A 12,965-nucleotide genomic window follows, 5' to 3' on the forward strand; every position below is an offset into this window, starting at 1 on the left:
GGGGTCAGCGGCTGCGGCTCAGCGGCCGACGCCGTACACGCCGCGCGACTGGTCCCGGGTGATGGTCCCCCCGTTGAGCTCGATGACCCGGCGGCGCATGGAGTCCACGATGTGGTAGTCGTGGGTCGCCATGATCACGGTGGTGCCGGTGCGGTTGATCCGCTCCAGCAGCAGCATGATGCCCTCGCTGGTCTCCGGGTCGAGGTTGCCGGTGGGCTCGTCGGCGAGCAGCACCAGTGGCCGGTTGACGAACGCGCGGGCGATCGCCACCCGCTGCTGCTCACCACCGGAGAGCTCGCCGGGCAGCCGCTCGGCCTTGCCCTCCAGGCCGACCATCTCCAGCACCTCGGGCACGACCCGCTTGATGGTCCGCTGCGGCTTGTTGATCACCTCGAGGGCGAACGCCACGTTCTGGGCGACGGTGCGGTTGCGCAGCAGGCGGAAGTCCTGGAAGACGCAGCCCATGGTGCGGCGGAGCTTGGGCACCTGCCACTTGCTCATGCCGTTGAGGGCCTTGCCGTTGACGGTGACGGTGCCCTTGGTCGGGTCGTCCTCCTTCAGCAGCAGCCGCAGGAACGTCGACTTGCCCGAGCCCGAGGAGCCGATGAGGAAGACGAACTCGCCCTTGTCGATCTCCGTGGACACGTCATCGAGAGCCGGCCGGGAGCTGGCCGGGTAGAGCTTGGTGACGTGTTGCAATTCGATCACGAGGGGCCACGGTACCTGTCCCGGACCCCCATCCACCCCGTTCGCCACGGAACGCACCGGTGCCGCTTCGGCGGAGCGTGAGCACCGCGGGACAACGGCCAGGAGGGTCGACCACGCACCGTGGTGGGCGGGGCCGGTCGGCGCGTCGAGTGTGACGTCGGCGACGGGTCAGGTCCCGCGCCGCCGTCCGCTCCCCGGCGCCGTCCCTCAGCCGGCGGGGACGGACTCCTGCTGCTTGCGCCAGCGGATGCCGGCCTCGATGAAGGCGTCGATGTCGCCGTCGAGGACCGACGCGGTGTTGCCCGTCTCCTGCTCGGTGCGCAGGTCCTTGACCATCTGGTAGGGGTGCAGCACGTAGGAGCGCATCTGGTTGCCCCAGCTGCTCCCCTCCCCCTTGAGCGCGTCCATCTCCGCCCGCTGCTCGGCCTGCCGGACGACGAGCAGCCGGGCCTGGAGCACCCGCAGCGCCGCCGCCCGGTTCTGGATCTGGCTCTTCTCGTTCTGGCAGGACACCACGATGCCGGTCGGGATGTGGGTCATCCGGACGGCGGAGTCGGTGGTGTTCACGCTCTGCCCACCCGGCCCCGACGAGCGGAAGACGTCGACGCGGATCTCGTTCTCGGGGATGTCCACGTGGTCGGTCTGCTCGACGACCGGCAGCACCTCGACCCCGGCGAACGACGTCTGCCGGCGACCCTGGTTGTCGAACGGCGAGATGCGGACCAGGCGGTGCGTGCCCTGCTCGACCGAGAGCGTCCCGTACGCGTAGGGCACCTTCACCGCGAAGGTGGCCGACTTGATGCCGGCCTCCTCCGCGTAGCTGACGTCGTAGACCTCGGTCGGGTACTTGTGGCGCTCGGCCCAGCGCAGGTACATCCGCATGAGCATCTCGGCGAAGTCGGCGGCGTCCACGCCACCGGCCTCCGACCGGATCGTGACCAGGGCCTCACGGGAGTCGTACTCCCCCGACAGCAGGGTGCGGACCTCCAGCTCGTCGATGACGGTGCGGATGCTGGCCAGTTCGCGCTCGGTCTCGGCCGTCGTCGCCTCGTCGTTCTCCTCGGCGGCCATCTCGTGCAGCAGCCCGACGTCGTCGAGGCGGCTGCGCAGCTCCTCCACCCGGCGCAGGTCGCCCTGCAGGTAGGACAGCCGTGAGGTGACCGCCTGGGCGGCCTCGACGTCGTTCCAGAGGTCGGGCGCGGCGGCCTGCTGCTCGAGGTCGGCGATCTCGTTGCGCATGTCGTCGATGCGCAGGACGGCCTCGATCGACTTCAGGGTCGTGTTCAGTTCGTCCAGGACGACGGAGAAGTCTGCGGCCACGTCCATCGAGGGTAGTGCGCCCGGCGGGCCACAGGACACCGTGGCCCGAGCGATCACTCTCGGCGCCGGACGCGGGCCGACTGCGAGCAGGGTCTGCCCGACCACCACGACCCCACGGCCGGCTTCGGGGGCGCCGCCCCCGCCCGGTCGTCCTGCTGGTCCCGGCCGCGATCGCGGCCGTCGACATCGTCGTGATCATCCGTCGCACGTCGCGGCGAGCCCGGCTGAGACCAGCCGCGGGCTCAGCCGGCGACCGGGAGGGGGAACAGTCCGGGGCGCGCGGCCAGCCAGCCGGCCAGCTCCCCGGCCGGCATCGGGTGGGCGATGTGGAAGCCCTGCGCGAAGGTGCAGCCGAGCTCGGCGGCCAGCTCCAGCTGCTCGGCGGTCTCCACCCCCTCGGCGAGGCTGCGGACGCCGCACGCCCGGCCCAGGGCGACCACCGCCGCGATGGCCGCCGCCGCCTCGCTGCGCCGGCCCTCGGGGAACGAGACCAGGCTGTTGTCGATCTTGAGGATGCCGGTGGGCAGGGACACCAGCTGGCCCAGCGAGGACAGCCCGCTGCCGAAGTCGTCGATGGAGACCTCGACCCCGGAGCGCCGCAGCTCGGCGAACTGGGCGGCGGCGCGGTCGACGTCCTCGGCCAGTGACGTCTCGGTCAGCTCCAGCACCAGCTGCTCGGGCGGCAGCCCCGACGCGGCGAGCGCTCCCTGCACGTCACGGACCAGGGTGCCGGTGGAGAAGTGGCTGGCGCTGATGTTCACGGCGGTGACCAGGTGCATCCCCGCCTCGCGCCAGGCCACCGCCTGGCGGGTCGCCGAGCCCAGCACCCAGCAGGCGATCGGGGTCAGCAGGTCGTGCTGCGCGGCCACCGGGAGGAAGGCTGCCGGCGGGAGCAACCCCCGGGACGGGTGCTGCCAGCGGACCAGCGCCTCGACCCCGCTGCACCGCCGGGTGGGCAGGTGCATGACCGGCTGGTAGTGCAGCACCAGCTCGTCCGCGGCGATCGCCTCGCGCAGCTCGGCGGCGAAGGTGGCCCGGCGCTGGGCGGCCGTGCGCAGGTCGGCGGTGAACAGCCGGACCCGGTTGCGACCGGCCGCCTTCGCCGCGTACATCGCGAGGTCCGCGTCGCGGACCAGGTCGGTCGCCCGCACCCGCGCCGGGCGGGACTCCGGCGCCGTGGCGATGCCGATGCTGATCCCCAGCCGCACCATCCGGCCGCCGAGCTCGAAGGGCCGGTCGACGCTCGCCCGGCACCGGTCGGCCAGCGCCTCCGCGCCGGGGGTGTCGCAGTCGCGGCAGAGCACGACGAACTCGTCGCCGCCGAGCCGGCCCACCGTGTCCCCGGCGCGGGTGCACCCGGTGAGCCGGGTGGCGATCTGGCGCAGCAGGTCGTCACCGGCCTCGTGCCCGAGCGAGTCGTTGACCTCCTTGAAGCCGTCGACGTCGAGGAACAGCACCGACACCGGACCGCGGTCGGGGCGCGCCAGCTCCGCGTCGATCAGCTCGTGCAGGTGCGCCCGGTTGGGCAGCTCGGTGAGGGTGTCGTGGCGGGCCCGCCAGTCCGAGGCGCGCTCGGCCCGGACCCTCGAGGTGACGTCGGTGTGGGTCACGACCACCTGGCCGGCCTGGTCCACCCGCGAGGCCTGCAGGTGGTACCAGCGGGTGCCGTCGCGGTTCTCCACGGCGTAGTCGGCCTGCACTGACGAGCACTCCCCGCGCGAGAGCGCGCGGAGCCGGTCGACGAGGGCGAGGGTGTCCTCGCCGGGATCCAGCCGCCGGGCCAGCGCGAAGTAGTCGCCGTCCACACCGATCCGCGACCGGTCGTCCCCGAGCAGGCCGGTCGCGAGCTCCCACGCGGTGTTGGTGAGCAGCACCCGGCCGCCGGCGTCGATGAGCAGGGTGGGCGAGGGCAGCGCGTCGAGCACCGCCTCCACGACGACCGTCGAGGTGGTCGGCCCGTCGCCGCGACGGCGCACGTCGAGCGGCAGCTCCGGCCGGTCCGGGGCCGCGAGCGTGCGCTCCTCGGGCGGGTGCGGGCTCAGCGTTCCGGTTCCCGGGTCTGCTCGGCGACCCAGCGCAGGTACGCCGGACCGCCGTCCACCAGCGGCAGCGCGATCACGCACGGGACGTCGTAGGGGTGCAGCTCGCCGGTGCGGGCGACGACCGCCGGCACCAGCGACCGGCGGGTGTGCAGCGCGACGCGGGACTCCGGCTCGTCGTGCACGGCACCTCCCCAGCGGTAGATCGAGCGGATGGCGGCGGTCTGGTGCCCGCAGGCGGCCAGTCTTTCCTCCACCAGGGTCCGCGTGAAGCCGGCCAGCCAGTCGGCATCGGCGGCGGTCACGACGACCTCGCAGCACTCCTCCACCCGCTCATCTTCCCCCTGCCCGGCGGGTGGACCGGATGCCGGGCCGGGTAGGAGGTGCGCATGAGCGACGACATGACCGTCCAGATCGACAGCGAGCAGTACGTGCTGCGGCAGGAGGGAGGCGGCCTGCAGGTCGGCCGGAAGGTCGGCGGCGACGTCGCCTGGCTCGACACCGTGGACCCCGACCTGCTCCCCGGACCGGCCCGCGAGGCGCTGGACCGCGGGGACGTCTCCGACGCGGCACTGGTCACCGCCCTGCGCGGCGTGGTGCAGGCCGAGGTGCAGCGGGGCGGCTGAGCCCGGGCCTCAGGCCCGGGGCAGCTCCGACGCGGGGACCCCGGGGAACCGGCCGAGCAGCAGCAGCTCGGCGTCGGTGGCCTCCAGCGGCCGGGCGAACAGGTAGCCCTGGGCGCGGTCGCAGCGGCCGGTCTGCAGCCGGGCCCGCTGGGCCTCGGACTCGACGCCCTCGGCCACGATCTCCAGGTCCAGGGCGCGGCCGAGGTCGATCAGGCCGCGCACGATCGGGGGCATCTCGTCGTCCCCGGTGATGGTGGCGACGAACGACCGGTCGATCTTCAGGACGTCGACGGTGAACTGCTGCAGGTAGCCCAGCGACGAGTACCCGGTGCCGAAGTCGTCCAGCGCCAGCCGGACGCCGAGGTCCCGCAGCGCCGACAGCGACTGCGCGGCCCGCTCGGCGTTGCCGACCAGGGCGGTCTCGGTGACCTCCAGGACGAGCCCGGTGGCGGGCAGCCCGCTGGCGGCCAGCGCGGCCCGCACGTGGTCGATCAGGTCCGGCGAGGTCAGCTGCACGGCCGAGACGTTGACCGCCATCGTCAGGTCCTCGCTGCCGGGCTCGCGGCGCCACTGCGCCGCCGTCCGGCAGGCCTCACGCAGCACCCACGCGCCGATGTCGCCGATCAGGCCGAGGTCCTCGGCGACCGGGACGAAGGTCATCGGCGGGACGGCGCCCAGGGTCGGCGACTGCCAGCGCAGCAGCGCCTCGAAGCCGACCACCCGCTCGTCGGCGAGGTCGACGACGGGCTGGTAGACCAGCCGGAACTGGTCGGCGGCCAGCGCCTCGCTGAGTTCCTGCTCGAGCCGGCGCCGCTCGACCGCGGCCGCGCGCATCGCCGGGTCGAACACCACCGACCGGCCGCGGCCGGAGAGCTTGGCGGCGTACATGGCGATGTCGGCGTCCCGTACCAGGGACTCGCCGGAGGCACCGTCGTGCGCCACCGCGATGCCGATGCTGCCCGTGACGGTCACCCGCTGCCCGGCCAGCACCATCGGCCGGGCGAGCACGTCGAGGACGCGGGCCGCGGTGGCGCCGGCCTCGTCGGTGCCGTCGCCGGGCTGGTCGACCAGGACGGCGAACTCGTCCCCGCCGAGCCGGGCGACGGTGTCGCCGGCGCGGACCGCCGAGGTCAGCCGGGCGGCGACGTCCTGCAGCAGCGTGTCGCCGGCCTGGTGGCCGAGCGTGTCGTTGACCGCCTTGAACCCGTCGAGGTCGATGAAGACGACCGCGGCCGAGCCGTCGCCCCGGAGCCGGCGGCGCAGGGCCTGGTCGACGCGGTCGGCGAACAGGGCGCGGTTGGCCAGCCCGGTGAGCGTGTCGTGGAACGCCTGGTGGGCCAGCGCCTCCTCGGCCCGCTTGCGATCGGTGATGTCGGTGAGGTGGACGACGATGCCGCCGACGTCGGGGTCGGAGCGCAGGTCGGCCAGCCGGGCGGAGATCCAGCGCTGCTCGCCGTCCCGCCGCGAGGTCAGCTCGGCCTCGACCACGCCGCCGCGGGCCTGCACGGCCCGGCGCAGGACGAGACGGGCCTCGACGGCGTCCACCCCCGACAGGTCGAGCAGCTCCCTCGAGGTCATCGGACCCGGCGCCGGCCGCCCGAGCAGGGTCGCGAGGGCTGCGGGGTCGCTGAGCAACTCGCCGCGCGTGTCGAGCACCGCGACGGCGTCCGAGGAGTGGCGGGCCAGAGCGGCGCTGTAGCGCTGCTGCGACCGGACCAGCGCGCGGGCGGCCGCCTCGGCGCGCAGCAGGCGGGCGGTGCGGATGAAGACGAGGACGACCAGCACCAGGGTGCCGCCGAACACGGTGACGGGGGCCTGCTCGGCGCCGGTCACGGCGCGGAACAGCTCCAGCCCGGCGGGCACCAGCAGGGTGCTCAGGCTGACCGCGAGCCGGGCCAGCCCGGGAGCGACCTCGCGGGCCCCGGCCGGCACCCCGGTGCCGTGGAGTCCCGCCGCGGCGGCGAGGAGGACGGCGCCGAGCAGCCAGCCGGTGTCGAACCAGAGACTGATCGGGTCCGGGTCGGCCAGGAGCAGGAAGCCGAGGTCGGAGGCCAGCCAGCAGGCGGCTCCGGCGGCGACGGCCAGCGGGGCGCGGTCTCCGCGCGAGCGGGTGGCGACCAGACGGAAGACCAGGCCGATGAAGGCGGCGTCCAGCGCGGGGTACAGGGCCCAGACGATCCGGGTCAGGACCGGGAGCGAGTGGTCGGTCACGGTGCCCGAGACCGACAGCTGCCACACCAGCATGAGCACCGCCACGAAGACGCCGGCGCCGTCGAGCCAGCCGTCGAGCTGCTGCCCGCGGGAGCGTCCGCCGGTGTCGGCCATGCGCCACAGGCCGAGGGCGAGGGCGACGTAGCCGGCCAGGTAGGCGGCGTCGGCCGCCGACACGTCGGACGTGTTGCCGGCCCAGTTCTGCACCTGCCAGTACACGTCTCCGGCGGCGCTGAGCGTGACGCCGAGCGCCACCAGGACGGCCGCGGACCGGCCCGCCTGCCGCAGCGCGCCCCACCAGGACAGGGCCGCGGCGGTGGCGACGACCGCCAGGTAGATGCCGCCTCCGGTGACGGTCCCGTGCAGGGCGGCGTGCCCTGCCAGGGCGACGGCGACGAGCGCCACCCAGCCCACGGCCGGCCGCCGGCCGACCCGCTGCTGTGCTCCTGCGCCCACTCCGCACCCACTTCTGTCCGGTCCCGTTGCGGTGGGCATCGACGGGCCCGGAGGTGCGCTGTACGGCCGTTCCCGGCGCCTCACCCGGAGGGGTGAGGCGCCCGTGCGGTCACGGCCGGCTCGCGACCAGCGGGCCCTCGGGGGCGGTCCGCGCGGCCGGCCGCGGTGGAGACCGGTGGCCCGACCGGGTCGACGTCGGTCACCGCGATCCGGCCGGCAGGTCGCCGCTGCGCAGCAGCCGCCACACGGCCCGGGTGCTGGACGTCCGGGGGCAGCGGCGGGCGCTCGTGCCCGCCACCGGGACCGCGCCGGTGCCGCCCCGCCGGGACCTGACTATCCCTCGACGTCGGGCGACCGCTCCCGCAGCCACGCGTGCGCGGCGACGGCCAGCACCACCACGCCACCCGCGACGAGCGCCGCGACGCTCCAGCCCTGCAGCACGTCGATCAACCTGTCCATCGATCTCCCCCTCCGATCAGGGGGATCGTCGCCGCCGGCCGGCCCCCCGGCGAGGGCCGGAGGGGTGAGGTCATCCTCCCGGGTGGCCGGGACCGGTCAGCCGGCCACCAGCTCGGCGGCCGCCTCGGGCCACCACTGACCGGCGGCCGGGCCGCCACGGCAGGTGCCGTCGGAGTCGCCGGGCTGCTTGATCCAGAGCAGCGCGTCGACCCGCGGCAGGTCGCTGGCGGTGGTGGGCGCCTCGCCCAGGCGGCGTCCGGGCGGGTTGCACCAGCGCTCCCCGTCGGCGCGGGGCTCGGGTGGCCCGACGCCGTTCCGGCTGGTGTCGATGACGAAGTGGGCGGGCGGCGTCCCGGGGGGCGCGTCCTCCTGCAGCTCCTCCGACAGGGCGAGCCCGTACTCGGCGCTCACGTCCGTGGCCTCGAAGTTGGAGACGTTGACGGCGAACCCGTCGGCCTGGTCGACGTTGCTGCGCCGCAGGGCGTCGGCGAGCACGGGCAGGTCGGTGACCCAGCTGGCGTTGCCGGCGTCGAGGTAGACGCGGACCTCCGGCTGGCGGTCGAGGATCTCCACGGCCTGGGCGAGCAGCTCGTAGCGGGCCGCCGGCTCGACCCCCTCGCAGCCGACGACGGCCTGCGCAATCGCGTCCGGTTCGAGGACGACGACCGCGGGCCGGTCACCGAGAGCCGCGGCGAAGCTGCCGATCCAGCTCAGGTACGCGTCGGCGTCCGCTGCGCCTCCGGCGGAGTACAGCCGGCAGTCCCGCAGGGGCACGTTGTAGGCGACGAGGACCGGGAGCTGGCCGGCGTCCGCCGCGGCCACGGACAGCCGCTCCACCACCGGGAACGGGTTCTCCGGGGTGGCGACCCAGGTGGCGGTGGGCTGCTCGGCCAGCGGCTCGAGCGCGTCGGCCTCCGCGGTGCGGCCCTCGGCGCGGGCCTGCGCGACGGCGACCGGGCCGTGGCCGTCGGGGTTGAGCCACAGCTCCCCCGACAGCCGGCTCCGGTCCTCGCCGGACGGCGCGCCGGCCGTGTCGTCCCCGCCGGAGCCGGAGCCGGAGCCGCAGCCGACGGCCACGCTCGCCGCGGCGACCAGCACCGCGGCGCGCACCGACCGCCCGCGGCGCGGGAGCCGGCTCACCTGACCTGCACCCATCGGCCGGGCGACGGGATCCCCTCGCCGTCCACGACGACCAGCATGTACCAGCCCGACGGGGTCAGCCCCTCCTCGGCCGGCACGCCGAGCTCGTAGGCCGGGTCCTGGCCGCAGCAGCCCGACGGGCACGAGTGCTCCGCGGCGCCGTGCTCCCCGGCCTCGTGCTCCTCGGGGCAGGACGACGCCGTCCGCCGCACGTCGAGGGCGATGGACCGCTGCTCGGGGTCGGTCTGGTGGGTCACCGCGCTCGGCCGCAGCAGTCGGGCCTCGGAGATCTCCCGGTCGGTGGTCACCGGGACGGTGCTCCCCCGGGTCACGTCGCCGGGCGCGGAGGTCACGGCCGGACGGTCCCCGGCGAAGAGGTAGGGCGGGGAGTAGATCTCGATCCGCGTCTCGAACGTCCCGGGCAGGGTGTCGTCCTCGTCGGAGAACAGCGGGTCCGAGCCCATCGTCATGACCCGGCCGTCGGGCAGCAGGATCGCGGTGGCGTGGTAGTTCCGGCCGACCTCGTTGGGGGCCGCGTCGAGCAGCTCGCCGGTCTCGGGGTCGTACATGGTCGTCAGGTGCAGGTCGGTCTGGCCGTTGCCCCGGTAGCCCACCGATCCCCCGGTGAGCAGGGTGTGGTCGTCGGGCAGCGTGACGGCGTTGATGTACCGGGCGGGGCTGGGGTACTGCCCGGCCGGCTCGTAGCGGGGCTCCTCCTCGGTCAGGTCGACGACGTCGAACCGGGCCGTGGACTCCTCGCTGTCGCCGACGAGCCCGCCGCCGACGATCCCGACCCGCTGGTCCTGCACGGGGGCGAGCAGGAACGAGGTGCTCGTCTCGTTGAACTCCGGGTCGCGGAGCCCGTCGACGTCCTGCCAGCTGTTGTCGGTCAGGTCCCAGATGCCGGGCTGCCTGCCCTCCTCGTCCGAGCCGTAGCCGGTGTTGGAACCGCTGTAGAAGACCCGCTCGCCGTCGGCGAGGCGGAACAGGCTGGGGTAGGTCGGGAAGTACCGCTCGAGGTCCGGCTCCACCTCCCAGGTCCGGGTGGTGGGGTCGTAGACCTCGTTGTCGCCGTCGATGATCTTGCCGTGCTCGTCGAGCCCGGAGACGGCGAGGACCCGGCCCTCGTCCAGGCCGACCAGGGTCGGGTACCAGCGGGCCTCGTCCAGCCGGTCGGCCACCTTGTAGGTCTCGGTGGCGACGTCGAACTCGTAGGAGGCGTCCAGCCCGCGGTAGTTCTGCTTGTCGAGGGTGATGGTGTCGCCCTGGCCGTAGAGGTCACGGCTCCGGGCGGGCTCGAGACCCTCGACCTGGAACTGCGTGCCGCCGGTGACGACGTACTCCTCGCCCTCGGCCTCCGCCTCGATCCAGACGTCCTGCTGCCCGGCCATCCGGGTGCCGTCGGTCATGACGTGCGCCGGCGGCACGGTCACGTCCTCCGTCGACACGTACGCCCGGCCGTTCGCGGTGAACCGGGTGCCCGCGGGGAACGAGGCGGGCGCGTCGTGGCTCTCGTTCTTGACGGTGAGGATGCCGGCGGCCCGGGTGACGTCGTCGGCCAGCACCTCGTACTCCGCGGTGCCGCCGGCGATGAGCAGGTTGCCGTTGGGCAGGTAGGCGTGCCCGGAGCAGAACAGGTCCTCCGGCGTCGGGACCTCCGTGGTCTCGCCGGTGGCCGGATCCCAGACGACGGTGGTGAAGGTGCCGGCGTCGAACTCCTCGGCGTCGTTGCCGGAACCGGCGATGAGCAGGACCTTGCCGGTGTACAGCAGCGCGGCGTGGATCGCCTGGACGCGGTACTCCTCGGGCAGCTCGACGGTCTCCCAGTGCCCGTACCGGGCCTTGTAGTCGTCCCGGTCGCGCTGGTAGTCGGTGTAGGCCTGCTCGACGACGTCGGTGACGACCGGGCCGTTGGCGGCGACCAGCGCGGCCACCGCCGCACCGATCAGGCCGGCGTTGCGCAGCCGGCGCAGGGGACGCGGCTTGCGTCGGGTCATCGGGAGCTCTCCTGCGTCTGAGGGGCGGCGGGGTGGAGGGCGGGCAGGTCGACGACGAAGTTCGGCGGCAGCTCGGAGCGGTCCGGGACGGCCGGGCGCACCACCGGCCGGGGCCGGCGCAGGCGCTTGCGGAGGAGCCCTGCCGACCACACCGTGACGGGCACCAGGCAGACGACGACGCTCAGGGCAGCCCACAGCCGGATCGCCACGTGGTCGTTGCCCAGCGGCACGGACAGCGCCAGCGCGGTCAGCAGCAGGGCAGCCCAGCCCAGGTTCTTGGAGAAGGCGCTGAGCCGGTCACCGGAGACCGCACCCTTGCGCGTGACGGCGAAGCTGATGGAGCGACCCCGGATCGCGGCCCACAGCGCACTGACGTACATGGGCGTGGACATGACCGACATGGCCATCCCGCTGATGCCGGTCGAGCCCTCTTCCTCGTGCGGGCTCACGTTGTGCCGGCGGTTCCAGAAGTACAGGCCGACCTGCAGGACGGCGGCGTTGACGTAGAGCATCAGCCACAGCTGCGCGGCGACGAGCACGCCGGCGACGCCGGTCAGCAGGTAGGCGGCCAGGTTGGTGACACCCAGGACCCAGCTGATCGCGACCGCCGGGTAGTAGGACATCAGCAGCCCGTAGTGCGCCCGCCGCCAGAACGGCAGCCGGAGCCGCCAGAACTGGCGCAGGACGACCTCGTCGGTCCCGCGCGCCCACCGGCCCTGCTGGACGAAGTAGTCGCCCCAGGTCCGCGGGCCCTCGCCGACGGCCAGGACGTCGGGGGTGTAGACCGACTTCCACATCGCACCGGTCTCCGGGTTGGTGCTGGAGTGCCAGACGATGCTGGTCGCGGCGTCCTCGGTGATGGAGTCCTGCAGGCCGCCGATCGCCCGCAGCGCCGAGAGCCGGACGGCGTTGTTGGTGCCGACGAACATGGCGGTCGAGAACCGGTTCGCGGCGCGCTGCAGGACGCTGTGGAACAGGTACTGCTGGGACTCCGCGCCGCGGGTGACGAAGTTGTCGTAGTTGCCGTACACCTGCGGGCCCACCACGAACGCGACGTCCGGGTCGTGGAAGTAGCCCATGAGGCGCTCGGCGAAGTTCGGATGGGGCACGTGGTCGGTGTCGACCGCGACCCAGAAGTCGTAGCCGTCACCGTGCGCGTCGAGCCAGGCGTTGTAGTTCCCGTGCTTGGTCTTCGCCTTGTGCCGGCCGGTGCCCTGGTTCCACTCGGGCACGCCGCGGCGGGTGAAGTGGTGGACGCCCAGCTCGCGGCACATGGCCCGGACGGCCGGGTCGTCCCCCTCGTCGAGCAGCCACACGTGCAGCACGCCGTCGTAGCGGACCGCCATCGCGCCCTGCAGGGTGCGCCGCACCATCGCCAGCGGCTCCTTGCCGGGGACGATCGTGGTCAGGAAGGCGATCCGCTGGCCGGTCAGCGGCGCCATGGGGATCGGATCCCGCGCGTTGAGCGTGGACACCGCCAGGGTGAAGACGTTCACCAGGCGCAGGACCTCGATGATCGCCACGCTGCCGATCAGGCCGAGGGCCAGCACCGACCGCCAGTCGCCGCGGAACTCGGGGTGGTGGTCCGGCTGGAGCAGCCACAGCAGGAACAGCGCCTCGAAACCGAGCGCGAGGGTCACGAGCAGCCAGGCGCGGGCTCGCGCCGCGCCGCGGGTCACGGGCCGGAAGCGCACCCGGCGGTCCTCCGGCGGGTCCTGCAGCGGCCCGGCGAGCTCGCTGAAGTCGCCGTAGGGGTGGGTCGGCTGAGCAGCGAGCTCAGCCACGTCGGGACGTGACCAAGGGGCTGCCTCCTCTCCGGGAGCGCGGCTGAGAAGCAACCGCGGACCCCGCCGCGGGGCGGAGCACGTGGACTGTCAAGGGCATGGGCGAGCCGGCGGCGCCCGCTCGCGGGCGTCGCTCGGTGGGTGTGCGGACCTGGGGGGAGGTGCCGGGCCTCGGGCTACCGGGCCATGAGGCGCGGACGGTCCAGGGTCCGGGGGGCCGGCGGT

10 protein-coding genes are annotated in these 12,965 nt (G+C 74.0%); 1 reads left to right on the forward strand and 9 read right to left on the reverse strand.

Translation table 11 applies throughout. From position 1 onward, the window contains the following. Window positions 1-18: 18 nt before the first annotated feature. From ftsE to cutA, 4 genes are all read right to left on the reverse strand, one after another. A complete protein-coding gene (gene ftsE, locus GCU56_RS18685; RefSeq protein WP_163483260.1) occupies window positions 19-708 on the reverse strand; it encodes a cell division ATP-binding protein FtsE in 690 nt (229 codons plus the stop codon). Window positions 709-915: 207 nt separating this feature from the next. After that, on the reverse strand, window positions 916-2,028 hold the full coding sequence (prfB, locus tag GCU56_RS18690; protein ID WP_345771933.1) for a peptide chain release factor 2: 1,113 nt from the start codon (window positions 2,026-2,028) through the stop codon (window positions 916-918). Between the two features lie 242 nt (window positions 2,029-2,270). Further along, window positions 2,271-4,004, reverse strand: a complete 1,734-nt coding sequence (locus GCU56_RS18695) for a putative bifunctional diguanylate cyclase/phosphodiesterase (protein WP_345771934.1) — start codon at window positions 4,002-4,004, stop codon at window positions 2,271-2,273. 62 nt (window positions 4,005-4,066) lie between these two features. Then, the gene (cutA, locus tag GCU56_RS18700; RefSeq protein ID WP_345771935.1) at window positions 4,067-4,372 is read right to left on the reverse strand and encodes a divalent-cation tolerance protein CutA; all 306 of its coding nucleotides are present in this window, start codon (window positions 4,370-4,372) and stop codon (window positions 4,067-4,069) included. An 84-nt stretch (window positions 4,373-4,456) separates the two neighbouring features. Here cutA and GCU56_RS18705 point away from each other — a divergent pair, with 84 nt between their 5' ends. Further along, window positions 4,457-4,693, forward strand: a complete 237-nt coding sequence (locus GCU56_RS18705) for a hypothetical protein (protein ID WP_163483263.1) — start codon at window positions 4,457-4,459, stop codon at window positions 4,691-4,693. A gap of 9 nt (window positions 4,694-4,702) precedes the next feature. Here the strand turns inward: GCU56_RS18705 and GCU56_RS18710 are convergent, their stop codons facing one another. From GCU56_RS18710 to GCU56_RS18725, 5 genes are all read right to left on the reverse strand, one after another. Next, window positions 4,703-7,360, reverse strand: a complete 2,658-nt coding sequence (locus GCU56_RS18710) for an EAL domain-containing protein (RefSeq protein ID WP_163483264.1) — start codon at window positions 7,358-7,360, stop codon at window positions 4,703-4,705. Between the two features lie 333 nt (window positions 7,361-7,693). After that, entirely contained in the window at window positions 7,694-7,819 is a 126-nt protein-coding gene (locus GCU56_RS24790; RefSeq protein WP_275585965.1) for a hypothetical protein, read from the reverse strand. Between the two features lie 96 nt (window positions 7,820-7,915). Beyond that, window positions 7,916-8,959, reverse strand: coding sequence for a glycoside hydrolase family 6 protein (locus GCU56_RS18715; RefSeq protein ID WP_204332410.1), 1,044 nt, complete (start codon window positions 8,957-8,959; stop codon window positions 7,916-7,918). Next, window positions 8,956-10,956: a galactose oxidase early set domain-containing protein gene (locus tag GCU56_RS18720; RefSeq protein ID WP_163483266.1), complete on the reverse strand. Its 2,001-nt coding sequence runs from the start codon at window positions 10,954-10,956 to the stop codon at window positions 8,956-8,958. The genes GCU56_RS18715 and GCU56_RS18720 overlap by 4 nt, the downstream gene beginning before the upstream one ends. Then, window positions 10,953-12,740, reverse strand: coding sequence for a glycosyltransferase family 2 protein (locus tag GCU56_RS18725; RefSeq protein ID WP_163483267.1), 1,788 nt, complete (start codon window positions 12,738-12,740; stop codon window positions 10,953-10,955). The genes GCU56_RS18720 and GCU56_RS18725 overlap by 4 nt, the downstream gene beginning before the upstream one ends. Window positions 12,741-12,965: the final 225 nt, after the last annotated feature.

The sequence above is a fragment of the Geodermatophilus sabuli genome (assembly GCF_010686765.1).
Lineage (GTDB): Bacteria > Actinomycetota > Actinomycetes > Mycobacteriales > Geodermatophilaceae > Geodermatophilus > Geodermatophilus sabuli_A.